Origin of the sequence: Leptothoe kymatousa TAU-MAC 1615 (genome assembly GCF_018739865.1) — a bacterium.
GTDB classification, from domain to species: Bacteria; Cyanobacteriota; Cyanobacteriia; order Phormidesmidales; family Phormidesmidaceae; genus Leptothoe; species Leptothoe kymatousa.
Map to the genome: position 1 here is coordinate 99,820 of NZ_JADOER010000005.1, position 24,496 is coordinate 124,315.

The following is a 24,496-nucleotide window of genomic DNA, read 5'->3' on the forward strand; positions in this document are numbered from 1 at the left end:
CACTATGCATGGGGCAATAACGGGACCGGCTCCGCAATGTGATAGCCCTGCATAAAGTCGATGCCAATTTGTTGCACTAAGGTCATCAGTTCGGGGGTTTCGACACATTCTGCCACTGTTTTTAACCCCATGACCTGCGCCACCTTATGAATCGATTCAACAATAGCCATGGCCGTATCGTCTAAGGCCATATCGGTAATAAACTTGCCGTCAATTTTGACGTAGTCAATAGGCAGTGATTTTAGATAGGCAAAGGAAGACATGCCCGAGCCAAAGTCATCGAGGGCGAAGGAGATGCCTAGTTTTTGTAGCTGTTTCATAAACTCAGCCACTTGAGTTAGATTTCTAACAGCTGCTGTTTCAGTAATTTCGATACAAATTGAGTTGGGGGATAGGGCACTGGCGGTTAATGTATCAATGAACAAGTTGAGAAATGTCTCATCACCCAGGCTGGCCCCCGATAGGTTAATCATGTAAACCGTGTTGTCGTTAGCGAAGTCGGATTGCGCCAGATGGTCTAACACGTGGGTGACCACCCAGGAATCAATGGCCACAATCAGGTCATAACGTTCGGCAGCGGGAATAAATTGGTGCGGGCAAATCAGTTCGCCATCCTCTCCGATCATGCGCAACAACAGCTCACAGTGATGAACGTCAGCATTTGATTGGGTGGAGGCCACCGTTTGCACATATAGGCAAAAGCGATCGCGCGCCAATGCATCTTTAATGCGCAAACTCCACTGCTGCTGCCCCCGCTGTTGCAAAATATTGACGTCATTGGCCTGGTAAATATGCACCCGATTCCGGCCTTTGTCTTTTGCCTGGTAGCAGGCGGCATCGGACGCATTCATGGCCATCACAACATTGGGAATCTCGATATCGAGGACGACGAGACCGATGCTAATGCCAATGTGAAAGGTGGTGTCTTCCCAAGTAAATTGAAAATTTTGAATGGCGCTGCGAATATTTTCTGCGATCGCAACAGCATCTTTCAGGGTACAGCTATAGAGAATCAGACCAAATTCGTCCCCACCGAGGCGGGCCAGGGTATCGATTTGACGGATTTGTTTTTTGATCAACCCTGCCACCTGCTGTAAAAGCTCATCCCCAGCGGTATGGCCACAGGTATCATTCACCACCTTAAACCGGTCGAGATCTAGATAGCACAGCACATGAATATGGCCGCGCCTATCCGCCAGGGTAGACGACAAAATCTCTTCAAACCGCCAGCGATTCACCAACCCGGTGAGGCTGTCGTGGTTGGCCTGCCAAGAGAGCTGCTGTGATGTTTTGCGCTCCTGGGTGACATCGCGAAACACCATGACTACACCTAAGGTATGGCCATTGCGATCGCAAATCGGCGCCGCTGATTCATCAATGCCATACTCAGCACCATCGCGGGACACCAACAAGCAATGATCAACCACTTCGGTCATGTAACCATCACGCAACACTCGCTCCACCGGACTTTCTACGGCGTTGCGTGTGGTCTCATTCAAAATCACTAAAATATCCCCCAAAGGCCGGTCCATCGCCTCCTGATTAGACCACCCCGTCAATGTCTCCGCCACCGGATTCAGGTACGTCACCCGGCCCACAGCGTCCGTTGTCAACACAGCATCCGCAATAGACTTTAATGTGACCTGGGCCAACTCTTTTTCTTGAAACAGAGCCTGCTCCGCCGCCTGACGATAATCAATTTCGCGACGGAGCTCAGCCGTCCGTTCGGCCACTAATTCCTCTAGGTGATGGCGGTGTTTTTTTAATTCCAGTTCTAGCCGTTTACGCTCACTAATATCTTCTGCCACAACCACCAAGCAACCGCTCTCGGAAGTAGTCACCCGCGAAATTGTTACATGTAGCCACACGGTACTGGCATCAAAACGAACACAACGTTTATCGTAGGTAAAAGACTCGCGCGTTCCTTCGATTAACTGAGTAATCCCTGCCAAGGTATCCCGATGAAAATCGGGATGGGTAATTTCTAAAGCATTCTTCGTCAGCATCTCTAGCTGCGAATAGCCCAAAATTTCACACCAGCGCTCATTTGCCTGGAGAAAATTTCCTTGAAAATCAATTGTTGCAATGCCTGCGGCAGCTTGCTCAACAATCAACCGAAACTGCTTTTCCCGATCGTTGACCTGGGATGCGAGCGTTTGATTGAACTGTTCCAACAACTCTACACGCTCATCTTGCAAATTCTTTATCTGTGCTTGTAATACATCAGCACAATAAGAAGACTCTAAGGGATTTAACATTTGCAAACAACTAGCCTGGGTAACCAGACCAACCAGATGGTGCCGTTCATCAGTCACAACTAACCGACGCACCCGCATTTTTTGCATCAGCCGAGTCACATCCAACAGGGACATACCCGCTTGAACACAGCTTAACGGAGCACTCATAACAGTGCTAGCCAACGTATTTTTCAGATCCAGTTCACAGATTTGAAACTGCACCATATCCCGTTCGGTCACAATTCCAACCGGCGTCTTGTTAGGGGATGCGTCTTCATTCCCATGGACGATCACCACACAGCCATCGCTAGAGCGCAACATCAGCTGAGCCAGCTCTAGGATTGTAGAATCCGGTGCCGCCACAGCTACCTGGGATGACACCACATCAGACACCTGACGCAATCTCAATAGAGCCGCAGGATGCATCATATTCTGAACGCTTTGATAGGTGATGACGCCCAAGATATCCCCATGGTCATCAACCACTGGCAAATGACGTACGCCATACTGCCGAAAGATAGCCCAAACACGTAATTCATCCTCTGTATCATGCGCTGTCACAGTAATTGGCGATCGCGTCATCACATCCGCCACACTGATATTGGCCAGGGTCCCCCCCTGGGCGGTCAATCGAACGACATCACGCTCAGTCAGAATACCTACGGGCTTTTTATTATCAGTAATAATGGCGCAGCTACTCTGCTTAGCACACAGGATTCCAGGGTCTAACAGAGCCTCGGAAGACGATATCTCAGCCTTGGCGCGTCCTTGGTTCATCCACAGCAGAACAGTGATGAGCGGCGTCTCTGGAGCAACTAACAACGGACAATCATCGAAGACCGACTTCATCCGTTACATCTCCACAAACTCACCAATAAACTACCCAAGGCGTTATCTGACATCCAGCTATCCTACAAGTCAATGCTTTTTAAGGGTCAAACCTGATGGCTCACACAGTGGTTAGTCATTTACAACGTTATATCCTACGAAGATAATTTTTAGGCTTCCCCATAAACCAGCGGTACCGCAAAAGCGCTTAAATCCTGTAGGTCATGTAAGACATAAAAACTGCATTACACACAGACTCATCTAGCTTATATTTTTTCAATATGTCCCAAAAGAAATCCGGACATGTCATCCCTTCAAAGATACGACAACCGACCGTGAACGGATTCACCGAAAAGTATATGCCTGTCTTAAATCATCTGGATATGATTCAAAACAGACTTCTGATAGATAAGATTTACCCGGTATAGGTTGGTTAGTGCTAGCGAAACCCAACGCAACCGTTTCTGTTGTGGGGTTTCGTTTTATCCAACCTACACAGGGAACTTTGGTCAGCCAGTCAGCGCATGGCCTAGCTCCCTAATAGAAATAGGCCTATGAGTGTTGCACTGTTCCATAAGCTATGGATCAACATGGGTGACAGCAAATTCCGCGAGCGGGTATATACCCAAGCCAAAATCGCCCCCAACAAGGTGAGTGGGATGACTTCAGACAGGCTCAAATGGGCCGCAGCAAAAATAAAACTGCTGAGCACAATTGCCCCCCAAACGGGCATATAGCGAGTTAAGGACGGGAGTAAAAACCCTCGAAATAGAATCTCTTCAAACACAGGAGCAGCGACAGCAGCCGTCAGGAAAAACATCAGTAACGCAATCGCATCACTTTCCTGCAACACCGCTTGTAGTAAAGGGTTATTTCCCCCTTGACCATGCCAGATTTGCTGATTGAGCGCGGAAACCGCAATCATCAACGGTAAGGCCACCAGATAGCCCCCCACCCCCCATAGGGGCCAACGGTCCAAAATCTTGAACTGGAACCAGTCTTTGGGTAGGGGCCGATAGGTCCAAATTGAGCCGATCAAGACGGTAATACCACTGGCGGACATCAGCAGGTAAAAGACCATGGAATAGAGGGCACGGCCCCGACTGCTGCTAGAGGAAAAATTCAGCCCCGATAGCTGCAGCAGCAAGGGTAGGAGCAACTGCCCCACAAAGAAAAAACCGACGATCAGAACCTGCCACACAATTTCAGCATCCCAGGGCACCTCCCAGGCTGCGGCCGCTTGGCCCACAAGCGCCTCGTCCCGCCGCAGAAACCACTGAACACCGAGAAAAATCAGTAGCCCCACCCCCGTAATACAGCCCAGTACGGGCATTGCACCGACGGCAGCTAACTTGAGTAATTTTGATTCAGCTGAATTTTGTTCCTGATCGTTGAGTTTGGTTAAATCAATCGACCGATCGTCTAGGGTATAAAGCTGTTCTAAAACACGATACTGAAACCAACCATCTAATTGGGTAGTAATCGTTGTTTCAGCGGTGGGGGTGATCGTCGGTGGAGTCGCCCATAGCCCTACTAAAATATTGGCTAAGTCTGCAGTGGGGCTATCTTCTTTGATCAAGGGCTGCCAACGTTTTTGAGCCTGGCTGATATCTTTTTGCTGCGTCGCCAGGATGCCCAGCTTCAGGTCAATATCGTCGATCAGCGTTTGCTGTTGGGTAATTGCCGTTTGCAGCTGGGTTACCTTTGGATTGGTTTCAGGATCTGCTTGGGTTGTTAATTGGCCCTGCGATCGCTTAACACCATCGACCGCTTCCTTACGCACCGATTCATATTGCTTAGCGACAGAGTCTAACGGATTTGCCCCCAGCAATGCGGACCCCAGCTGCTTCAATTCAGGAGATTGTAGGTCGTCCCACTCAGAGGCCTGCAGCAATAAATTGCTTTGATATAGCTGGAGCTGTCCCGTCACCTGGGGCTGCGAAAAACTTTCGTATAGGGAGGAAACGACGACCAGCGCGACAAGGCCCGTCAACAGTGATAAAACAACCCGCTTTAGCGACATGGGACAACCACAGACAATTTAGGCATTATCGCACGGGCATGGGAAGAGGGTAGCGCTAGGCCCAGGACTTTATTAACGACTGTTGCCAGGACACTTAATTCGTTAAACAGAGTGATTTAATGACTTTTTATGGGTTGCTGCGGTAGTGGCCGAAAGTTATTGGTCATATGCAGGAGTAAATCCTGTTTTACCAACGATTTCGGCCACTAACTCACAGTAACAACATGCTTTAGCTGCAGCGCTTGCTAAGCTGCAGTTTTTTTAACACTTGTAGGGTTTTAATCCGCTATGAAACGTAGACAGTTAATTGGTTATGGTTTAACGGGAGCCGCCGGGACTGCGGCACTGACTGCCTGTGCCCAATCTACTAGCCCCACGGCGGCGGGTGATGGTGAGGCCCTGCCCACGGTACGCTGGAAAATGGCCACCAGCTGGCCCAAATCATTGGACACTCTCTACGGTGCGGCTGAGATTGTCTGCGATCGCATTGCCGCCATGACCGATGGCAAATTCACCATTGAACCCTACGCCGGTGGCGAAATCGTACCGGGCTTACAGGTCTTAGACGCCGTACAAGATGGTACCGTCGAATGTGGCCACAGTGCCGCCTATTACTATGTGGGCAAAAGCCCCGCCCTGGCCTTCGGCACCACCGTCCCCTTCGGTCTCAATGCCCAGCAGCAAAATGCATGGCTCTACCACGGTGGCGGTTTACAAGCCATGCAAAAGCTGTACGCCAAATTTAATGCCATCAATTTCCCGGCGGGCAACACCGGGGTGCAAATGGGGGGCTGGTTTAATAAAGAAATCAACACCGCTGGCGACCTGCAAGGCTTAAAAATGCGCATCCCCGGCCTCGGTGGCAAGGTGATGGACAAGTTAGGGGTGAACGTGCAAAACCTACCTGGCAGTGAAATTTTCTTGGCCCTAGAACGGGGAGCCATTGACGCGGCTGAATGGGTTGGCCCCTATGACGATGAAAAATTAGGCTTGCAAAAAGCGGCCAAGTTTTATTACTACCCCGGCTGGTGGGAGCCCGGTCCCACCTTTGACATGATGATCAACATGGATGCGTGGACCCAACTGCCCGTGGTTTACCAGGAAGTGCTCAAAACTGCCTGCGTAGAATCGAATACCAGCACCCTGGCCAAATATGATGCCGTGAACGGTGCGGCCCTCCAGAGTCTGCTGGGTGCTGGTGTAACCCTCAAGTCCTTTAGTGATGAGATTTTAGCAGCGGCAGAAAAGGCCGCCTTCGAAATCTATGACGAAAATGCAGCCCAGGATGCGGACTTTAAGGAAATCTACGACCAGTGGAAATCCTTCCGTGACTCCGTTTATGGTTGGAACCGATTGAATGAGCTTGGTTTTGCTGGCTTTGCCAATAAATAAGCCTAGTAAACTGTCATTCAAGCATCCATTACTATCAGATATCTTGGGGCGTGGGCATAATGTCCCACGCCCTGGTTTTAAATAGCTGTTGTGAAAACAGTTTCCCCCGGGGTGGGTATGTCCAGTCAGCGCGAAAGAAGCCCCGGCAGTGAGCTGTCATGACAGCTCACTGGGATGACAGTTTTCTCTCCTACCTCAGCAACGGCATTAATCTCTTGGTTAATGCCATCCCCAAAAGAAACAACCACAAACAGGGATTTAGACGTTAACGTTATACCTGTCCCCATTGTCCAGTTTACGTTGACCGTCATCCATGCACGATGCCCAGCCCGTCGGTTCCATCATCCATGATCGCTATCACGTTATATCGGTACTTGGGCAAGGGGGTAGCGGCATTACCTACGCGGCTGAAGATCGCAAAATGGGCACCTATGTGGCGCTCAAGGAGCTATCGCTAAAGGGTTTGAGCGATTGGAAAAAGCTAGAGCTTTTTGAGCGAGAAGCCCAGGTTCTGCAAAATTTAGATCATCCAGCCATTCCTCAGTATTTAGACTATTTTCAAGTAGATACGACATGCGATCGCTACTTTTACATTGTCCAGGAGCTTGCCCCAGGGCAATCCCTAGCCGACCTCATCGCTAACGGTCAGCGGTTTTCAGAAACAGAAGCCCGCCATATTGCCACCGAAATCTTACAGGTATTGACCTATCTCCACAGTCTTAATCCACCCATTATCCACCGGGACATCAAACCACAAAACATTATTTTTAGTCCCGACAACCGCATCTCTCTAGTAGACTTCGGCGCGGTGCAAACTGTTTATCAAAACACCGTCGCCTTTGGTAGCACTGTTGTCGGCACCTTTGGCTACATGGCACCGGAACAATTTAGGGGAAAAGCCTACCCCAATACTGATCTCTATGGTCTAGGGGCCACCTTACTCACCTTACTCACCCACCAAAATCCAGGAGACTTACCCCAAAAACGTCTCCGCATGGACTTTCGCCCGGTGATTAACCTATCGGAAACATTTGCAACCTGGATAGACGGACTCATTGCCCCCCTGGCAGAAGAACGCTTTGCATCGGCCAGTATTGCCCTCCTTGCCCTCTCCGATCCGACCCTACCGCAGTCCCTGGTTAAACAGCCCGCCGGCAGTTCCATTTCCCTCCAACGCACTCGCAACAAACTAGTTCTCAAAATCCCCCCCACGGGTCTGCGGAAAGCAGCGGCAAGGGGGCATATCACCCTGGCATTGGCCTGGAATGCCATTGCCTGGCTGGTCGGGCTAACGGTGTTGCCCTTTTTCCCTTTGGCCACAGCAATTGTGTTTTTTGTCCCGTTCTGGGTGATCGGCATCGGCATTGCCTGGAGAACCCTATGGACTATTTTAGAGCGGGTATCCCTGGTGATTGAACCCGATAGATATCGTCTGGAGCGTGAAATGTTGCTGTGGTGGCGAGTCAACCAAGGTAGCGTAGACGAACTAGAACGGGTGGTCCTGGAAACGGTCATGTTGCGCAACGACTATCCGGTCAAAACCCTGGCCTTGCAGGTTGGAGTGCATAGCCACCAATTTGGCACATCCCTATCATTAACCGAAAAAGAATGGTTGCAGCTAGAGCTGGACAGTTTTATCCAAAGGCAAAAACAACCTTGATCCACTCTCCTAGCCCATGCCCTCAACCAACTGCATAGGGCCTTGGCATAGCTAAAACAAAAAGTTGTTAACGCAACTTCCAGCTATATCCATGCTGTGCTAAGGCCTGTTGGAGGTGGTCAATCGTAACGGCATCCGCCGCCATAGCAAAGCTAATTGTGGTTTGGACAATGTTGTCAATCTCACCAGGCAACAGCTCTAATTTTTCGGCCAGGGTTCGCCACCGCACTTTCCCCATGGATTTTACCCCCCCCGGAAACCCTTGGTGCCACAGCCGCAGGCGAACATCCGCATTGGGTCGAGGAATCTCTATGGCCGTAAACTGCTGTCTCCACTGGCGACGGACTAAATGGCGGTGCTGAACAGTGCATAAAATATGTGCAGAGGACTGGTCAAACCACTTTTGGAGGAGGGCCCGATCCATCGACGCATGTCGACCCAACCAATGGTGGGCGGCTTTGACCAACACCATGGGATGTCTGGCATCTTGTAGTTCTTGTAAGCACTTATCCCAGTCGCCATGGGGGATCTGGGACAGTTCGAGAATATATAGGGGTCGTTTAAGCTGGCTAGCCAGTGCGATCGCAGCCTGTTCCTTCCCCACCCCCGTTTCCCCCACCAGCAATAGCCGCGATGCGGGTTGAGCCACGGCCATTTCCAATCGCACCTGCACAGGCTCTGGCAGACTCAGGTCCGGCCAACTCACCTGTTGGCGACAACGGTATGCAAACCGATTTGCCACCACAAACCGCATGGGCCAGCCAGGGTCAGGATTTTCGGCCAGTAGATAATCGACCCATTCGGGCGCTAGCTGCAACTGACTGCCTAAGAACGTGTCAGCCCCATCAAGGCAGTGCACAATGCGCCGCTTTAACAACGATTCCGGGCCAGTCAACCTGGTGCGCGCACGCCGCCGTTCCGACTCATTGCGACATAGCAGCCGCAGAGCCAATTCCACCGTCGGCAACGAACCCCGCGCACAGTGAGCGCCCGTTTGCAAATAGTGATAAAGCTTGCCATAGCGCACCTGCACTTCAGGGGCTAACGCCATCAGTACCAGCTTTTTCTCAAATAAACTCAACCCCAGAGCCGTCTGCATCGCAGGCAGCCCCAAGGACACCTTACTGGCACGACTGAGCAAAATACGTTGGTCTAACGTTTTCTGATATCCCAGGGATGGCCCCGAACTGGGCTTAGGGGCAGCATCGTCATAGGCACGATTTTTAATCGTTACCAGCCCCTGCCACCAATCGCTAGTGACCTTATCAGAAGTAGTTTTAGCAACCTTAGTCACCGACTTCAGATTTTTCCGCTGCTGCGACACCGCTACCAGCAACAAACGCTCAAGCCAGCTGAGCTCGGTGTCCAAATATGCCCAATTATTCGCGAACGGAACAGAACCCATTAAGCCAATTATTTCAAGCGACGCAGAAACTCCAGCGGTAGCCCATCTGCATCTGCAATAAAGGCCACCTCATAGACAGTAGATCCAATCATCTGCTGCTGAGGTTCCAACAGCACAGTTATAGCGTTCCCATGGTCCACCGCCTGTTGCCGTAGGTGATCTAACCAATCTGGCAAACTCGATGCGACCTGGGTCAGATCAAACGATAGATGATAATAGCCAGTGTAATGCTCATCACTGAAAGCATCGGCCGCTGGCTGCGGTTCTGGCACCTGCATCAGCTCAATGCGCCCCCCCAGACCTTCCATCCAGCAGGCTAGGGTCACCCCAGCGGTAAACCGTTCAATCACCTCAAACCCTAACAGCTCATAGAACACAATAGCCCGATGGATATCCGCCGTACGGATAGACGCGTGGTGCATAGTGATTTTGAGTTAGTGCAACACCAATCTATTCAAAAAATTTCAAATACCGATAATTATTCGGCACACCAGGTTCTTTTTCCAAATCAAAATTAATCACTTCCCACTGGGGCACCTCGGTGGATGAGGGACTAAACGCAACTGGCAAACCGTAGAGCCGAGGACTGCTAGAATCCACTTGACCTCGCCAGGGCGTGCTGTACTCCAAATAAGACTTCACCAGCGACCGATAACGCTCCGCAATAATCACCCGCGTTGCCCGATATCCCTCAGTATACAAACGATCCAGGGCCTCATGAATCTCAAACCGAATCCCATCGGGATGGGTATGCTGCCGATACCATTCCCCTTCCCACTGACGCCAGTGACGCCCCGACTGTACGTGCACCAAATCGCGGGTGTCAAGGCTGACCTCGAAAGCACCATGGCGGGTACAGAGGTAGCTATCTGTCAACGTAAGTGCCGGAATCATTTGCCGACAGTGGGGGCATTTTATCTCTGGCCCATAAAACGGATACTGAGAAGCAGAATTTATCATGCGGGTTTATTAAAACACTGATGCCCAAACTTTAACTGGCCGGTCTCAACTGCCCCAATGTTGAACCCAGGAAAACCGTTCTTTTTGGAGCCGCACCATGGTACACCCCAGACAACGCCAATCAGGATTGTGCTCGCTTTATTATAACGGGAGAAAAAAGCATGCTTTGCCCTAACCGATATTATTTCAGAGCATTCCATAGGTTGATGCGGCTGTAAACGATAAAAACCATCCCCTAGGCCCCGTTATCTGCCGAGACTTTAGAGCGGACCCCATATGGGAAAATCACAACGCCATCTATCCTACAGTCAGCCTTCAAAATACAGCTGAAACCCCTGACAACTTAACGATTTTTAAGTAATTCCGTGGCACATACCTCCCCCATTTTGACCGTCCCTGGTGGCGTTTGGCCGGCACCAGACATCTCCCAAAGCGCTTTTGTAGCCCCCAATGCGACCATCCTGGGGCAAGTAGAGATCGAACAAGGTGCCAATATTTGGTACGGAGCTGTGATCCGAGGCGACGTGGAACGTATCCACATCGGCGCCCATAGTAACGTGCAAGATGGGGCCGTTCTCCATGGCGACCCTGGCCAACCCACCATCCTCGAAGACTATGTCACCATCGGCCATCGCGCTGTTGTCCACAGTGCCCATATTGAACGCGGCTGCCTGATTGGCATCGGTGCCATTATTCTCAATGGCGTTCGCGTTGGCACAGGGAGCATAGTTGGCGCCGGCGCTGTGGTGAATAAAGATGTTCCCCCTGGGTCGTTGGTGGTTGGGGTCCCTGGCAAAGTGCTCAAACCCCTGGCCCAAGAGCAAATCGACCACCTGATTGACCACGCTAAAAAGTATGAGCAATTAGCGCTGGTCCATGCGGGCAATGGCACCGATCTGGGCTTTGAATAACGCCCCGCCCTCGGTTCTAGCTCCGTCATGCCCTAGGGCCCAACACGGCCCAACGCTATAGTGATGGGTCCCCTGAGCCCTCTCTCTGAATCACTTTCACCCCTGTCTACCGCTTTATTGCCAACGATGACCGCTAAATTTTTTCACACCGACGATCGCCTCCAAAAAAAACTGAGCCAGGTGCTCGACCTTACCTGGGCCAGATTTCCCAACCTGGCTCAAAACCAAATTGCCGTTACGTGGCTCACATACGCGCCCCCCTATAGCGTTAATACCGGCGGCGCACTGAGTCCGGAGGAATTTTGGAAGCAGCAACCCCAGGGGGCTAGCTACCGTGGGGTGGAACTCATCTACCCGGCCAGTGTAGTCAAGCTGTTTTACTTAGTGGCTATCCACGAATGGCTCGAACGGGGCATGACCCAAACCAGCCTAGAGCTAGAACGCGCCGTGAAAGACATGATCGTCGATTCCAGTAACGACGCCACTGGCTATGTCATGGATGTCCTCACCGGCACCACTAGCGGCCCCGAGATACCAGCCGGCCCGTTTGAGACTTGGAAACATCAGAGAAACCTGGTAAATCGCTATTTACAAAGCCTGCATTGGCCAGAACTGACCACCATTAATGCCAACCAAAAAACCTGGTGTGATGGCCCCTACGGTCGCGAGCGTGCATTTTTGGGCGATGGCTACGAAAACCGCAATATGCTCACCACCGAGGCCTCGGCTCGACTGCTCCATAGCATTGTGGGCGGGGTGGCGGTCAATGCCCAGCGATCGCAAAACATGATGACGCTGATGAAGCGAGACCTCGACCCTAAAGTACTCGCCGCCGATCCAGAAAATCAGGTGACGGGATTTTTAGGTGCGGGCGTCCCCGTGGCCACACAGGTTTGGTCCAAAGCAGGACTCACCAGCAAAGTACGCCATGACGCAGCCTACATTGAAGCGGAAGGTAGCCATCCCTATTTGCTAGTCGTCTTCACCGAAGGCACAGAGCACAGCACCAACGAAGAGATTTTGCCCTTCGTGTCAGCCCAGATTCTAGAGCTCATGAAAGTTTAGAGTTCCCTGACAGTCTGCGAGCAAAGCCCAGTCCTCAGCCGGGCTCAACACCATCAGCCCCCAAGCCAAAGCCCCTGCCCTCCGATGGATGCATCCACCGGAGGATAAACCTTGCGGCCATTGGTTTCCAGCCGCTTAGCCCAAGCCCAGCTATGGGTCAGCGGTCCCCAAAAGTAAGCATGGGGAACCCCAAACGCCTGACGCCAGGCCTGGGCCGATTAAACTTTCACCACAGAAATTAAGCCAAACTGCCGTATCAAAGGATTACAAAACTTGATATAAGCAGTATGGAAATGTGTTCGTTATTGGCAACGCTGTAACGGGTGTATCGGGTAGTGCAATCCACCCGACCAAGCAAGTCAACTGTTTTGGTTAGAGGAGTAAAGAACAATGTCTATCACATATCGGCTAAGACGCCATGCATCAACGCTGTGCAAGGCATTAGTCATCGGCATAGGGCTAGCAGCCGTTAATAATGAAATCGCGCAGGCTCAAACCCAGAGCGTACAAACACAGACAATAGCCCTAGATTCGGAGGTTATTAACCCCGCTAAGCTCAAGGAAACTCCCTTAGAACTTGCTCAACGTCGGGGACGTCGCAGCAGTGATGGCACCACAAGTGACTTTATTGGCCTTGGCCTTAGCCTTGGCACAGGGGATGGCGATGGTGCCCTAGAGGAGCTGGGTTTAGCCGCCATTAGCAAACTTAGCTTTGCCCCACAGCTATCGGTTCGCCCCGCCGTCGTTGTCAACGATTCAGCGGCCGTCATTGCCCCTGTCACCTACAACTTTCAGTCACCGGCAACCTTGTTTAATGCCAGTATTTTTCCCTATGTTGGCGGCGGCATTGCCATTAATGCCACAGAAGATGATGTGGCACCGCTGGTGAGCGCCGGTGTTGATGTGCCCTTTAGCGAAAGGATGACGTTAAATGGTCAGAGCAATATCACCCTAGCGGATGACATTACCGTCCATTTTATGTTCGGCCTAGGCTACAACATCGATGGCCTATTTTAGCCATGGGCTAAGGCAAAGCTGCCCCAGCACGGTGCAGTAAAACATCCGCTATTGACAAGGCCTCTGCCACTACCCTAGCTCGATCGATCGGACAATCGATGCGAAGGAAGTAGCGGAGGTTCTTGCTAATCGGGGCACTCTAGCCTAGGTTTTCAGGATGCATTGATGGCTATAGCAACACCTTGGCAGCAGGTAGAGGCCCGATTTAAAGACGTTTGGGGATACGACAGTTTTAGACCACCCCAAGATGATGTCATTCGGACACTTTTAGACAAAAAAGATGCGCTGATTGTTATGCCGACAGGCGGCGGCAAGTCTATTTGTTTTCAGCTACCTGCTTTGTTGCAACGGGGAGTAACGCTGGTCATTTCCCCCCTCGTGGCCCTGATGGAAGATCAGGTGCAAGAGCTCAAGCAGCGCCATTTAGCAGCAGAGCGTTTGCACAGTGCCCTGACACCTTTTGAGAAACGACAAACGCTACAAAAATTACAACAGAATTGGATTAGGCTGTTATATCTCTCCCCAGAAACGTTGCTGAGTCGGCGGGTGTGGGAAACGCTGTGTTTACCAGACGTGCAGATCAATGGGTTAATTTTGGATGAGGCCCATTGTTTGGTGCAGTGGGGAGATACCTTCCGTCCCAGCTATCGAAGATTGGGCGCGGTCAGAAGCACGTTGCTCAGCCATAAGCCGAGGGGAACCAAACTGCCCATTGCAGCATTTACGGCCACGGCTAACCCGGCAGCCCAGCAAACAATTTGCAACGTGTTGCGGTTACAACAGCCCAAAGAAATCAAACTGAGCCCCTATCGACCCAATTTAAATTTGGCCGTAAAAGTGGTCTGGACACCCCGGGGACGTCGCCGGACCATGAGACAGTTTATTCAGGCCCATCCAGGGCAAGCGGGGTTGGTCTATGTACGCACTCGCAAAACAGCTGAAGAGCTAGCCCAGTGGTTAAAGCCCCAAGGGTTTTCGGTGGAGGCTTACCATGCGGGGCTAACCAGTGGAAACCGACGACGCATTGAAGCAGACTGGATTGCGGGAGACTGTCAGTTTGTGGTGTGCACCAGTGCTTTTGGCATGGGCATCAACCATCCAAGGGTGCGGTGGGTCTGCCATTTTCATGCCCCCAGCACCCTGAGTGAATATGTCCAGGAAATTGGTCGCGGTGGTCGTGATGGCAAACCGGCCGATGCCCTCACGTTGGTCAGTGAGCCCACGGGATGGCTAGATTCGGCAGATAAAAAACGCTGGCAGTTTTTCTCGGAAAGTGAACGTAAACTGAAACAAGAGGCTCAGCAGTTAATCAAGTCCCTATCTGCCACGGGGCACATTGACCAGGTGTTGCAACAGAATGGCAAAGCCGCTACGGCATTAGCGCTGTTACATAGCCAACAGAAGTTGATTTGGGAAGATCCATTTCACTATCGGTTAACCGAGGGTACAACGAGTAAACCGGGCAAAATCTACAACAGCATTCAGGAAATTAAAGACTATTTATTTAGTCGCAAGTGTCGTTGGCAGACGCTATTGGTGCAGTTTGGGTGTACGGCGGAAGCCAACGGCATGCAGTGTGGCCATTGCGACACGTGCAAAAAATAGCACCACAAGGCCTGTAGTATTCCCGCCCACCCTACATAATTCACCAATATTTTGGCTCAAAATCTTTTTCATTAAAAAACATTAAGCCAAATCAATCAATGATTTTTGTTTGGGCATGCTGGGACTCCACCCATGGGGTACGCATTTTTTAGGAGTGTCTAGTGTTCTAGGAATGATATCCGCCCAGACGAATTTATCTGGCAGCAAACCATAAAACGACTAATTGGAAGGTTTTACCAATGTCTGTAACAACTCAGAAAAACTTGACCACAATGTTTAGGACTGTGATCGGAGAGTACAGCCCTACTGATATCTTGATTGCTCTTGATGCCGCGGTCAAAAACCGTCCTGAATATACCCACTTAGCCAATGGCATTTGCGACACGCTGATAAATTTGGATAGTCCTAAAGCGCAAAGGTGGCGCGATCGCATTATTCTCAGGGACAACTCGTTCTAAAGCCACCAGGGTTTTCAGCCGACAACCAACGGCTGAAAACCCTCTGCCACAAACCAATCCATAAATCGTAAGACCGTCACCAGCCACAACAACTTTAGCCATAGCGACAACTTACCCAAGAGACTTTCTTCTCCATCGCTTCAAAGAGAATTCTCCTGAGTCCCTGGCAAATCACTAGCTGCGACGAATCAGATCTAACCCAGAAATACCCGCAAACCCCGCAAAGAAATAGGCTGCAAATTTGGCAGGATGAGAGTCTATCAGGGAATAGTTCGAGCCAATTAGCCGACCAGAATTGTCACTGGCGACAAAAATCAACAAAAATGCAATCGCACAGAGACCCAGCCCTTTAATCAGGATATAGCGTCTACCCTGGTTAGTATCGATGGGCTTAATCGGTGTCTTTTGCTGCATAGTTAGCTCTCGACGCTTTAGCTGTTTGCCATTCATGGATCTACTCCTTACAGGGTGCCATTGTAATCAGGCCCACACCGCTTCCCATCAATAGGGCTGCTACACCAGAAACTTCTCGATTGGGAATCAGGCTAATGGCCGTAAACAACAAACCGATCCCAAACATGACGCTGCCAAGGATCACGATTGTGCGTTGTGAAAAGTTCATCATAGCCAGTGCAGCCGGTATCTATAGATCATTTTAGGGGGTGGGGGACGGAGCGCGGTTGCAGGACGACTATCGATGTTATAGCCATCGGCGAATACAGTACCCTTGGAGCTGTCAGTTCTACGTCATTGCCCATGCCTATCCCCGATCGTACTTTACACCTTCAGCTATTGCGGGATAGCCTGCGCCCGGGGCAACGTCGGTTAGCCGACTGGCGCGGTGGCCCCCTGGCGGTATCGGCGGTGCCTGGGTCCGGAAAATCGACGGGGATGGCGGCAGGCGCTGCGATCGCAATTGCCCACTTTCAACTCCATGGGCGTAAACAGCTCGTACTGGTTACATTTACCCGCTCCGCCGCCGCCCACATCAAGGCTAAAGTACGGCATCATCTCAAAGCCCTAAAGCTGCCCTACAACAGCTTTATTGTGCAAACGCTCCACGGTCTTGCCCTCAACATCGCCACCCATACACCCGAAATTTCTGGGATTGATCTAGAGACAACGACGCTTGTTTCCCCGAACCAAAGCAACCGCTTAATTCGCACCGCCGTAGAAGCCTGGATCCACGAGGCCCCCGACCTTTATCAGCGTTTACTAGCGGGCCACAGTTTTGACGGAGAAGCCACCGAACGCCTGCGCCGCCAGTCAGTTTTACGGACAGAAGTGCTACCCGCTTTAGCCTATACCGCTATCCATGAAGCCAAAAGTTCTGGCCTCCAGCCCGAAAACCTGCGCCACATCGGTCAAAACGCGCCCGCTAACCCCTATCAACTCTTGGATGTGGCCGCCGGACTCTATGGTCAATATCAAACCTTACTCAACCAGCGGGGCCTAATTGACTACGATGACATGATTTTAGCGGCCCTAAGAGCACTAGAAGACCCAGATGTCTGTCACCGCTGGCAAACCCAGTTTTTCGCAGTGTTTGAAGACGAAGCTCAAGATTCATCGCCGTTACAGACCCAGCTCCTAGAAAAGTTGGCGGCCGCGCCAGCCCCTGCCCCCAGCCACGGCGATGCTACCCCCAGCCCAGACACACCAACGAAAAATCTCGTCCGCGTTGGGGATCCAAACCAGGCAATTAATTCCACCTTCACCCCCGCCGACCCGGTTTTCTTCAACCAGTTTTGCGACGCCAATCGCCCGGATCGCCTAGCCACCATCGCCCAGGCTGGCCGTAGTACGGAGGCGATTATGGCGGCAGCAAACCATATGCTCCAGTGGGTCAATCAGCGGTTGGCAGAGCCCCCATTTCGCGACCAAGCCATTTTGCCTGTGCCCCCCAACGATCCACAACCCAACGCCAATCCGGCCCCCCTAGGGCAGGGGGTGGAACTGCTCAAACCCTATGATGTGACTCAATCGGTGCAGCGCCTTGGGCAACGGGTGAAAACCCTGATTAACGATTGGAAACAGCTTAAAGATGAGGCCCTACCCACCCTAGCGGTGTTAGTGCGAGAGAATCGCCAGGGCCGGTTTCTGCGGGAAATTTTAGAAGATCCACAACGGCTAGGATTTGATTTTATAAAAGACACCGGCCTAAAAATCTACGATGTGGGCAGTCGCGATCGCAACAACCAAGTGCCCCTAGAAATGTTGCGGCTGATGCAATTTATCGAACGGCCCCATTCCCCCGACTATTTAAAGGGGGCCCTACGGGTTCTAGTGGATCGTCAACGCATTCCCACCCAAGATCTCAACCCCCTCACCACCAACCCCGAACAGTTTTTATATCCAGGCCCCCTCGACCCACCGCTCAAAACAGAGCCCGCCATTAGCGCCCGCCGCTACTGCACCAGCCTCCTCCGGGCCCGGTTTGATCTGCCGCCTTACCACCTGCTCCCCTTCCTCGGCACCACCCTTAACTACAATCAAAGCGAGCTGGCCACCGCCGATAAGCTCGCCGCTCGCATTGCCCAACAAACCTCCGAAGACAGCAGCCTTAGCACCATGATTGGCGCCCTGCAGGAAATCGTCAGTGCCGAACGCTTTGATGCCATCGAAGCCGAAGATGCCGAAGCCCAATATACCCGCCCCGGCCAGCTCACGATTATCACCATGCACAAGGCCAAGGGGCTAGATTGGGATGCCGTCTTTCTCCCCTTTCTCCACGCCAAACTCATCCCCGGCCAACCCTGGGTACCGCCCCAAACAGAATTTCTCGGCCCCGCCGCCAATCCCGTCTCGTTACCCGATGTTGTCCGCGCTCAAATTCGCGCCCATGTCCATGGCCGGACAACGATCCCCAACATGGCCGCTGCCGGACAGCGGGCAACCCAGCTGAAGCAAGCAGAAGAATACCGTTTACTCTATGTGGCCATGACCCGCGCCAAACGATTGCTATGGATGAGTGCGGCCCAACAATCTCCCTTTGCCTGGAGCAATCCAGACAATCTACATGCTGGGGAGCCTTGCCCTGTGTTTTCTGAATTAGAGCGGTTTATAGAATAAAGCAGGTCTGTGCAGTTTTAGAATGGTTAGGTCAGTTCGTATTAACCAAAGCTCCTATGTCTGCATCCGTGCTGAAATTTTCTTCTGAAGACTGCGGTATTTGCCACAAAATGTCGTTTTACGACGCCAAGGTAGCTGATGAACTCGGGCTGAGCTTTGTCGATATAAAAATGCAAGATACAGCCACCTACCGCAAATATCGAAAAGTTTTATTGGCCCAATATCCAGACAAGGCCGACATGGGCTGGCCCACTTACATTATTTGTGAAGAACCTGAAGGAGAATTTCAAATTTTAGGCGAGGTCAAAGGAGGGCACCCCAAGGGAGAGTTTCGGAAACGCCTCCAGGCAGTCATTGCCTCTTAGGAGGATCGCCTCTTAGGAGGCAATGACTGCCTGGAGGCAATCCTCCTAAAATTTTCAGAAAATCGAAAAAATAATACTGAACAAAAAAAAGCTGGGGATTAGATCCCCAGCCCAATAACAAGACAGTGTTGTTAAACGCGAATGTTATTTGAGAGTAGTGAACTAGGCCACCCGGTAGTAAATACCAGATAGCCCGTTGGATATTTAGCGACGCCGTTGCCGACCTGGAACGTAAATCAATCGTTAGAAGGTGCTATGGAAAACACCCTCTAGATGACAGCAGACCAAGCAATAACAACGACGCCTATCGGTAGTTTCTTAAAGAACGCCGATGCTAGCTAGGCCAATAATGGCACCGATACCGATCACATGACCGAGGCTAGTGCAGGCCAACATAGCGCCATGCCCCATTCCACCGAATAGCTCGGAGGAAGGTAGACCTAGACCAACGTTCTTGTGCTTAATACCGTAGTTACCGATTGCGATCGCAAGAATATTGCAAACAATCATGACGAAACCCACCTTAGGGCTCCAAGCAACAGTGGCGGGAGTCACTGCCAATAAAGAAGGTAAGTAAAGCAATTTACCGTCTCCTCTCAGAAATAGTATGGTTTTGAAAACTGTGGGCCGACTCAGCGCAAACTAAGTACAAACCTTGTCATCATCTTTCATCAATGCGATAGATCAACGACCGCCTCGTTGCAAGACTTTACAATGGGAGCATAAATACTCATGGTGCACGGCTTACTTTGGCTACCTTTACTCATTTTCTTTTTTTGGATTACTTGGGCCGGTTGGAACGAGTATCAAAAGGTGGAAACCTACAAGCAATGGGCCAACCAGTTCGAACGTAGCAAATACGACATTTTGGCCGCCCTGGGCCAATCGGAGCGCAACCTCACCTGGGGCCTGCCCACCCGCCAGGGCATCATCAATACACAAACCATTGATTTCAATCAGGTCCGTAGCATTTCACTGATCGCGAAAGGCGATGCCACCTTTGCTGAAGCCGCCCAGGACCTTGCCAAGAAAAGTGAAGCGTTTCTCCAGCTCCAGCTAACGGATGATGAGCAGCCCCAAATTCCCTTTACAGATGTAGACATCGCCCAAAAATGGTGTAGTTTTTTGACCAAGACCTTGGCAGAAGGTGGGGATCAATTGTCCTAAAGGGCGACCTATACCAATACAGCGTTGCCGATCCCCAGGATGATTTGATCGGTCACCTGTGGGCGATGCGCCCATGGGGGCAACCGTTGCTTCCCTACCGTGGCAACAGCAAAAATACTGAGCCCCAGACGCCGCCCCAGGGTGCGGGTTGGCACCTGCCCATACCGTACGCATACACAGATTGTCCGGGTGACAACTTTTTTACAAAGAAGTGTCAGAATACATGGGCCATTGGGAATTCTGGATGCTTAAATAGATTTTCCAACACGGGTCAGCCCTGTATCACTCCTCGTTTCAATGCAGGCGTGGTTTTTCCTACATCGTTTCCTCCCACCGCCCTAGTACATCCATGTCGGATATCCCCAAGTACTCCTCAGAAACGCTAACCACCCGTCGCCAAAACCTAAAACGGCGACGGCATACTCTTTTTTGGCAGCAGCTATGGCGCTACACAGCCATGGTGGGGCTGACGGTGGGCTGCGTTAGCCTAGCCACATCCAATCGCTGGCAGCTCAGCTCTCAAGAGCAAATCAACATCAGTGGCAATCGTTTGTTATCCAGTGAAGCGGTGCATGAACTGATCGACATCGACTATCCCCTGTCCCTCTTAAAACTGCATCCCCTAGACCTGGAAAACACACTGATGACCGAAGGCCCCATTGCCGATGCCATGGTGCGCCGGCGACTGTTGCCTCCGGGCTTAAACATTCGCATTCAGGAACGCACACCCGTTGCGATCGCTCTACCCAATACAGAAGCCGCCATTACGTCTTTAGATAATGATCCCAAAAGCTTTACCCAAATCGGTCTATTAGATGCCAATGGCTATTGGATGCCTTACAACAGCTTCACGCGACTGGGGGAGCAAGAACCTAAGCTAGAAGTACAGGGTATGCGTCCGGTCTATCAAAAAGATTGGCCACACATTTATCGCAGCTTACAAAAGACCCCCGTCCACATCTCCCGGCTAGACTGGCGGGATCCCACTAACTTAATCCTGTCCACGGAACTTGGCACCGTACACATGGGCCCCTATGGCCAAAACTTTGCTCAACAATTGGCCGCACTCGATAAAATGCGTAACTTAAACGCCAAGATGGATATTGAAGAAATAGCGTTTATTGATCTGAGGAACCCGGACAATCCGACCTTAGAAATTCTGCAAGCAACGACGACTCCAATTCCTTAAGTAGGCTGCTTGCGAACATCAATAGAAGATGGCTGAATGCATTCTGCCTCAATCATCTCCGGGGTTAGATATTGATATTTATCAAGGTTTTCTTTGATGTTTCATCCAGATAATTAGTTAGCTTTTTTTAAAAGCTTGTTCTTAACCGATCAAATTCTTGAATTAATCAGTAGGTTTAGTTGGTTTTTTAAGCAAGTTCCCGTATAGTTGACTAGAACATGCGCCAGCATATATTGAAATCATTCTTCAAACTCTCTGTGAAGGCCTTAGGGAGAGAGTTTCAGGCTGTATCTAATCAGTTTGAGAGTGAACCTTATTTGGCATTTACAGAGAGTTAGGCTGCCTGGTTTGTAATTGCTATATAGTTAGTTTTTACTTTTTGCAGCAGCCTGTGTGTTCTGTGACTAATTAGGTTAATAGCTCATTAGGTTAATAGCCCGCTGGTACGTCGTTTTACACTCGCCCTATGTCTAAATCATCCTCACATAATTCTCACGGAAACTCGGGCCTGGGTCTCAATATGTCTGATATAAGTAATAACCACCGTAATGAAACTGCATCCAGTAATGCAGCAATGGGGAGCGACATTGTGCCCGGCAGTATGGCGAGGATAAAGGTAATTGGTGTTGGCGGCGGCGGCTGTAATGCTGTTAATCGCATGATTGACAGTGGTGTGTCAGGCATTGAGTTTTGGTCCCTGAATACCGATGCCCAAGCGTTGATCAAAACTGGTAACTCAAACCATTTACAAATTGGCCAAAAGCTAACCCGTGGATTGGGTGCAGGTGGGAATCCTGCCATTGGGCAAAAAGCGGCAGAAGAGTCTCGGGATGAGATTTCCACCGCCATTGAAGGCGCAGATTTAGTATTTATTACGTCTGGCATGGGCGGCGGCACGGGCACCGGCGCAGCCCCCGTTGTTGCAGAAGCCGCCAAAGAAGCCGGTGCCCTAACGGTGGGTGTTGTTACGCGTCCGTTTACCTTCGAAGGCCGTCGTCGCACGTCCCAGGCCGAAGAAGGGATCATGGCCCTCCAGGAATGTGTCGATACGCTGATCATCATTCCTAATGACAAGCTGCTGTCGGTGATTTCAGAGCAAACCCCGGTTCAAGAAGCGTTCCGGTTTGCCGATGACATTTTGCGCCAAGGTGTTCAGGGTATTTCGGACATCATCACCATTTCTGGTTTGGTGAACGTAGACTTTGCTGACGTTCGCGCCGTGATGGCAGATGCGGGTTCGGCGCTGATGGGTATCGGTGTGGGCTCAGGCAAGTCCCGCGCGCGGGAAGCTGCGATCGCAGCGATTTCGTCACCCCTGCTGGAAACCTCCATCGATGGTGCCGCTGGTGCCGTATTGAATATCACAGGTGGCAATGACCTGACGTTGCATGAGGTGAATGCCGCGGCCGAGATCATTTACGAAGCGGTTGATCCCAATGCCAATATCATCTTTGGTGCGGTGATTGATGAGCGCATGCAGGGCGAGGTGCGCATCACGGTGATTGCCACTGGTTTCAACTCGGACTTTAATGCTGCGGCCAGTGCCCCACCCAGCACGTCTCGGATTTCGCCCCTGAAGCGACCCTCCTCCATTGGAAATACGGGACCTAGCGTTCCCCCGGCGGCTCCCCCCAGCGGTCAGCCAAATATTTCCCCAAACCTAGACATCCCCGATTTCCTACAGCGACGGCGACAGTCTCGCTAGGGTTATTGGTTCTATGGTTGCTCATACTCCACCCGTGGCATTGACCATCGCTGGGTCAGATAGTGGCGGCGGTGCTGGCATTCAGGCAGACTTGCGCACGTTTTCGTTTCATCGGGTGCATGGCACCAGTGCTTTAACCTGTGTCACCGCCCAAAATACCCAAGGTGTGACTCGGGTCGATGCCCTAGAACCAGCAGCCGTCGTGGCCCAAATAGAGGCCGTGGTCAACGATATTGGCATCCAGTCGCTAAAGACAGGCATGCTGCTAAATCAGCCCATCATTGAAGCAGTGGCGGATGCCTTAACCCAGGTAGCCAACACTCGCTGTGTAATTGACCCGGTGATGGTCTCCCGCACTGGGGCGCAGCTAATTGATGATGGTGCCATCGAAACATTGCGCCAACGGTTGATTCCCTTGGCGACCGTGCTCACCCCCAATCGGTATGAGGCAGAAATCCTCAGCGGGCAATCGATCCACACCCTAGATGATATGGAAACCGCCGCGCAGGCGATCCATGGCTTGGGTGCCCAGGCGGTGGTCGTCAAGGGTGGCGGCTTTGAAGGGCCGCTGCGGGGCATTGACCTGTGGTATGACGGCACTAACGTCACCAAGCTAGTGACTACCTGTGTTGAAACGAATGACACCCATGGCACCGGTTGCACATTATCAGCTGCGATCGCAGCCAACCTAGCCCTAGGCCAGTCCCCGTTGGACGCCACCCGCCGTGCCAAAGACTATGTCACCCATGCCCTGCACCACTCGCTGCGCATTGGCCAAGGACAAGGCCCCGTGGGCCACTTCTATCCAATTTTAGAATGAATAATAGCCCTTATTTTTCCTCAGGCTGGGGCCACACACTATCCCAATCGGGACAGACATCATAGTCCTCTGGGCCGGTCGGGTGTAGGGCACACACCAGCATTTCACCGCCATAGCTCTCACCATGGTAGTAGGAGCAACCCGCACATTTGGGATGGTTTTGTAGCCACGGAGTCAGGGTTTGATGGAGCGGTGCCATGGTTTGCTCGCACCACGTCACAGCCGCCCCTACCACAGGATCAATTTGCGCTTCGAAATCATCGAGGGCTTGGGAAATGGGCGGTGCCACATTTTCCATCACCTGGTCCGCCAGCTCATCTGCCAATTCATCGGCAGCGTCCAACATTGGGCTCACCACCGCCGCCGCCTGTTCAGCCAGCTCGTCAAGAAACTGCTCTGTTTGACCTAGGGTGGCATTTACAGCCGTTTCCAAATCCTGTTGAAATTGTTTTAGCCAGTCATCCATAGTTATGACCTGTGGGAGAAAGTAAGAAGCAAAGCCACCTGGGAGCACGTTCGCCCCAATGGCATAGCGTTAGGGCTGGTTAAACATTAAATTCATGGTCTTGTGCCTTGAAATCGTTGATTAACTCGCCTTTTCGAATTAAACCGTGAAG

Annotated in this window: 22 protein-coding genes; 12 read left to right on the plus strand and 10 right to left on the minus strand. The window is 51.4% G+C overall.

Annotation, left to right across the window (positions count from 1 at the left end):
* Positions 1 to 2 precede the first annotated feature (2 nt).
* Together IXB28_RS07880 and IXB28_RS07885 are read right to left on the minus strand one after the other, a co-directional pair.
* Positions 3 to 3,086 (minus strand): EAL domain-containing protein, encoded by a 3,084-nt coding sequence (locus IXB28_RS07880; RefSeq protein WP_215618024.1) that lies wholly within the window; start codon positions 3,084 to 3,086, stop codon positions 3 to 5.
* Positions 3,087 to 3,594: 508 nt separating this feature from the next.
* Positions 3,595 to 5,088, minus strand: coding sequence for a CPBP family intramembrane glutamic endopeptidase (locus IXB28_RS07885; RefSeq protein ID WP_215618025.1), 1,494 nt, complete (start codon positions 5,086 to 5,088; stop codon positions 3,595 to 3,597).
* Positions 5,089 to 5,376: 288 nt separating this feature from the next.
* Between IXB28_RS07885 and IXB28_RS07890 the strand changes: the two genes are divergently transcribed.
* Both IXB28_RS07890 and IXB28_RS07895 read left to right on the plus strand, forming a co-directional pair.
* Complete coding sequence (locus IXB28_RS07890; protein ID WP_215618026.1) at positions 5,377 to 6,480, plus strand: TRAP transporter substrate-binding protein; 1,104 nt, start codon at positions 5,377 to 5,379, stop codon at positions 6,478 to 6,480.
* 313 nt (positions 6,481 to 6,793) lie between these two features.
* The gene (locus tag IXB28_RS07895) at positions 6,794 to 8,140 is read left to right on the plus strand and encodes a serine/threonine protein kinase (RefSeq protein ID WP_215618027.1); all 1,347 of its coding nucleotides are present in this window, start codon (positions 6,794 to 6,796) and stop codon (positions 8,138 to 8,140) included.
* A gap of 67 nt (positions 8,141 to 8,207) precedes the next feature.
* Here IXB28_RS07895 and IXB28_RS07900 read toward each other — a convergent pair whose 3' ends face one another.
* Genes IXB28_RS07900 through IXB28_RS07910 form a run of 3 tightly spaced genes read right to left on the minus strand, consistent with a single transcriptional unit; the run spans position 8,208 to position 10,505 of the window.
* Positions 8,208 to 9,545, minus strand: coding sequence for an ATP-binding protein (locus tag IXB28_RS07900; RefSeq protein ID WP_215618028.1), 1,338 nt, complete (start codon positions 9,543 to 9,545; stop codon positions 8,208 to 8,210).
* A gap of 8 nt (positions 9,546 to 9,553) precedes the next feature.
* Positions 9,554 to 9,967 (minus strand): VOC family protein, encoded by a 414-nt coding sequence (locus IXB28_RS07905; protein WP_215618029.1) that lies wholly within the window; start codon positions 9,965 to 9,967, stop codon positions 9,554 to 9,556.
* 28 nt (positions 9,968 to 9,995) lie between these two features.
* Positions 9,996 to 10,505, minus strand: a complete 510-nt coding sequence (locus IXB28_RS07910) for a TIGR02652 family protein (RefSeq protein ID WP_215618030.1) — start codon at positions 10,503 to 10,505, stop codon at positions 9,996 to 9,998.
* A gap of 365 nt (positions 10,506 to 10,870) precedes the next feature.
* On the opposite strand from IXB28_RS07910, the gene IXB28_RS07915 reads away from it, so the two are divergent.
* The 4 genes from IXB28_RS07915 to IXB28_RS07930 all read left to right on the plus strand — a co-directional run bounded on the left by IXB28_RS07915 (position 10,871) and on the right by IXB28_RS07930 (position 15,103).
* Positions 10,871 to 11,416, plus strand: coding sequence for a gamma carbonic anhydrase family protein (locus IXB28_RS07915; RefSeq protein ID WP_215618031.1), 546 nt, complete (start codon positions 10,871 to 10,873; stop codon positions 11,414 to 11,416).
* A 126-nt stretch (positions 11,417 to 11,542) separates the two neighbouring features.
* A complete protein-coding gene (locus IXB28_RS07920; protein ID WP_215618032.1) occupies positions 11,543 to 12,481 on the plus strand; it encodes a serine hydrolase in 939 nt (312 codons plus the stop codon).
* 390 nt (positions 12,482 to 12,871) lie between these two features.
* Positions 12,872 to 13,498, plus strand: coding sequence for a hypothetical protein (locus IXB28_RS07925; protein ID WP_215618033.1), 627 nt, complete (start codon positions 12,872 to 12,874; stop codon positions 13,496 to 13,498).
* A gap of 165 nt (positions 13,499 to 13,663) precedes the next feature.
* Positions 13,664 to 15,103 carry a RecQ family ATP-dependent DNA helicase gene (locus IXB28_RS07930; protein WP_215618034.1) on the plus strand — a complete coding sequence of 480 codons (1,440 nt, stop codon included), beginning with the start codon at positions 13,664 to 13,666 and terminating at the stop codon, positions 15,101 to 15,103.
* A 362-nt stretch (positions 15,104 to 15,465) separates the two neighbouring features.
* Here IXB28_RS07930 and IXB28_RS07935 read toward each other — a convergent pair whose 3' ends face one another.
* The 3 genes from IXB28_RS07935 to IXB28_RS07945 all read right to left on the minus strand — a co-directional run bounded on the left by IXB28_RS07935 (position 15,466) and on the right by IXB28_RS07945 (position 16,186).
* Positions 15,466 to 15,663 (minus strand): hypothetical protein, encoded by a 198-nt coding sequence (locus IXB28_RS07935; protein ID WP_215618035.1) that lies wholly within the window; start codon positions 15,661 to 15,663, stop codon positions 15,466 to 15,468.
* A 72-nt stretch (positions 15,664 to 15,735) separates the two neighbouring features.
* Positions 15,736 to 16,011 carry a hypothetical protein gene (locus IXB28_RS07940; RefSeq protein WP_215618036.1) on the minus strand — a complete coding sequence of 92 codons (276 nt, stop codon included), beginning with the start codon at positions 16,009 to 16,011 and terminating at the stop codon, positions 15,736 to 15,738.
* A gap of 4 nt (positions 16,012 to 16,015) precedes the next feature.
* Positions 16,016 to 16,186, minus strand: coding sequence for a hypothetical protein (locus IXB28_RS07945; RefSeq protein WP_215618037.1), 171 nt, complete (start codon positions 16,184 to 16,186; stop codon positions 16,016 to 16,018).
* Between the two features lie 131 nt (positions 16,187 to 16,317).
* Here IXB28_RS07945 and IXB28_RS07950 point away from each other — a divergent pair, with 131 nt between their 5' ends.
* Together IXB28_RS07950 and IXB28_RS07955 are read left to right on the plus strand one after the other, a co-directional pair.
* Entirely contained in the window at positions 16,318 to 18,633 is a 2,316-nt protein-coding gene (locus tag IXB28_RS07950; RefSeq protein ID WP_215618038.1) for an ATP-dependent helicase, read from the plus strand.
* Between the two features lie 56 nt (positions 18,634 to 18,689).
* Positions 18,690 to 18,998, plus strand: a complete 309-nt coding sequence (locus IXB28_RS07955; protein ID WP_215618039.1) for a thioredoxin family protein — start codon at positions 18,690 to 18,692, stop codon at positions 18,996 to 18,998.
* A gap of 318 nt (positions 18,999 to 19,316) precedes the next feature.
* Here IXB28_RS07955 and psaK read toward each other — a convergent pair whose 3' ends face one another.
* Positions 19,317 to 19,580: a photosystem I reaction center subunit PsaK gene (gene psaK, locus IXB28_RS07960; protein WP_215618040.1), complete on the minus strand. Its 264-nt coding sequence runs from the start codon at positions 19,578 to 19,580 to the stop codon at positions 19,317 to 19,319.
* A gap of 150 nt (positions 19,581 to 19,730) precedes the next feature.
* On the opposite strand from psaK, the gene IXB28_RS07965 reads away from it, so the two are divergent.
* The 4 genes from IXB28_RS07965 to thiD all read left to right on the plus strand — a co-directional run bounded on the left by IXB28_RS07965 (position 19,731) and on the right by thiD (position 23,879).
* Positions 19,731 to 20,165, plus strand: coding sequence for a hypothetical protein (locus tag IXB28_RS07965; protein WP_215618041.1), 435 nt, complete (start codon positions 19,731 to 19,733; stop codon positions 20,163 to 20,165).
* Positions 20,166 to 20,514: 349 nt separating this feature from the next.
* Positions 20,515 to 21,354 carry a cell division protein FtsQ/DivIB gene (locus IXB28_RS07970; RefSeq protein ID WP_215618042.1) on the plus strand — a complete coding sequence of 280 codons (840 nt, stop codon included), beginning with the start codon at positions 20,515 to 20,517 and terminating at the stop codon, positions 21,352 to 21,354.
* A 574-nt stretch (positions 21,355 to 21,928) separates the two neighbouring features.
* Positions 21,929 to 23,059 carry a cell division protein FtsZ gene (gene ftsZ / locus IXB28_RS07975; RefSeq protein ID WP_407659182.1) on the plus strand — a complete coding sequence of 377 codons (1,131 nt, stop codon included), beginning with the start codon at positions 21,929 to 21,931 and terminating at the stop codon, positions 23,057 to 23,059.
* A gap of 13 nt (positions 23,060 to 23,072) precedes the next feature.
* The gene (gene thiD, locus IXB28_RS07980) at positions 23,073 to 23,879 is read left to right on the plus strand and encodes a bifunctional hydroxymethylpyrimidine kinase/phosphomethylpyrimidine kinase (RefSeq protein WP_215618044.1); all 807 of its coding nucleotides are present in this window, start codon (positions 23,073 to 23,075) and stop codon (positions 23,877 to 23,879) included.
* A 10-nt stretch (positions 23,880 to 23,889) separates the two neighbouring features.
* Here thiD and IXB28_RS07985 read toward each other — a convergent pair whose 3' ends face one another.
* Positions 23,890 to 24,345: a hypothetical protein gene (locus IXB28_RS07985; RefSeq protein WP_215618045.1), complete on the minus strand. Its 456-nt coding sequence runs from the start codon at positions 24,343 to 24,345 to the stop codon at positions 23,890 to 23,892.
* Between the last annotated feature and the right edge of the window lie 151 nt (positions 24,346 to 24,496).

Coding starts and splice junctions, on each gene's coding strand:
- thiD (WP_215618044.1), top strand. CDS start 23,073: ATGGTTGCTCATACTCCACCCGTGGCATTGACCATCGCTGGGTCAGAT.
- IXB28_RS07910 (WP_215618030.1), bottom strand. CDS start 10,505: ATGATAAATTCTGCTTCTCAGTATCCGTTTTATGGGCCAGAGATAAAA.
- IXB28_RS07890 (WP_215618026.1), top strand. CDS start 5,377: ATGAAACGTAGACAGTTAATTGGTTATGGTTTAACGGGAGCCGCCGGG.
- IXB28_RS07885 (WP_215618025.1), bottom strand. CDS start 5,088: ATGTCGCTAAAGCGGGTTGTTTTATCACTGTTGACGGGCCTTGTCGCG.
- IXB28_RS07965 (WP_215618041.1), top strand. CDS start 19,731: ATGGTGCACGGCTTACTTTGGCTACCTTTACTCATTTTCTTTTTTTGG.
- IXB28_RS07935 (WP_215618035.1), bottom strand. CDS start 15,663: ATGGCTAAAGTTGTTGTGGCTGGTGACGGTCTTACGATTTATGGATTG.
- IXB28_RS07905 (WP_215618029.1), bottom strand. CDS start 9,967: ATGCACCACGCGTCTATCCGTACGGCGGATATCCATCGGGCTATTGTG.
- IXB28_RS07945 (WP_215618037.1), bottom strand. CDS start 16,186: ATGATGAACTTTTCACAACGCACAATCGTGATCCTTGGCAGCGTCATG.
- IXB28_RS07930 (WP_215618034.1), top strand. CDS start 13,664: ATGGCTATAGCAACACCTTGGCAGCAGGTAGAGGCCCGATTTAAAGAC.
- IXB28_RS07920 (WP_215618032.1), top strand. CDS start 11,543: ATGACCGCTAAATTTTTTCACACCGACGATCGCCTCCAAAAAAAACTG.
- IXB28_RS07900 (WP_215618028.1), bottom strand. CDS start 9,545: ATGGGTTCTGTTCCGTTCGCGAATAATTGGGCATATTTGGACACCGAG.
- IXB28_RS07970 (WP_215618042.1), top strand. CDS start 20,515: ATGTCGGATATCCCCAAGTACTCCTCAGAAACGCTAACCACCCGTCGC.
- IXB28_RS07985 (WP_215618045.1), bottom strand. CDS start 24,345: ATGGATGACTGGCTAAAACAATTTCAACAGGATTTGGAAACGGCTGTA.
- ftsZ (WP_407659182.1), top strand. CDS start 21,929: ATGGGGAGCGACATTGTGCCCGGCAGTATGGCGAGGATAAAGGTAATT.
- IXB28_RS07955 (WP_215618039.1), top strand. CDS start 18,690: ATGTCTGCATCCGTGCTGAAATTTTCTTCTGAAGACTGCGGTATTTGC.
- IXB28_RS07880 (WP_215618024.1), bottom strand. CDS start 3,086: ATGAAGTCGGTCTTCGATGATTGTCCGTTGTTAGTTGCTCCAGAGACG.
- IXB28_RS07940 (WP_215618036.1), bottom strand. CDS start 16,011: ATGAATGGCAAACAGCTAAAGCGTCGAGAGCTAACTATGCAGCAAAAG.
- IXB28_RS07950 (WP_215618038.1), top strand. CDS start 16,318: ATGCCTATCCCCGATCGTACTTTACACCTTCAGCTATTGCGGGATAGC.
- IXB28_RS07895 (WP_215618027.1), top strand. CDS start 6,794: ATGCACGATGCCCAGCCCGTCGGTTCCATCATCCATGATCGCTATCAC.
- IXB28_RS07925 (WP_215618033.1), top strand. CDS start 12,872: ATGTCTATCACATATCGGCTAAGACGCCATGCATCAACGCTGTGCAAG.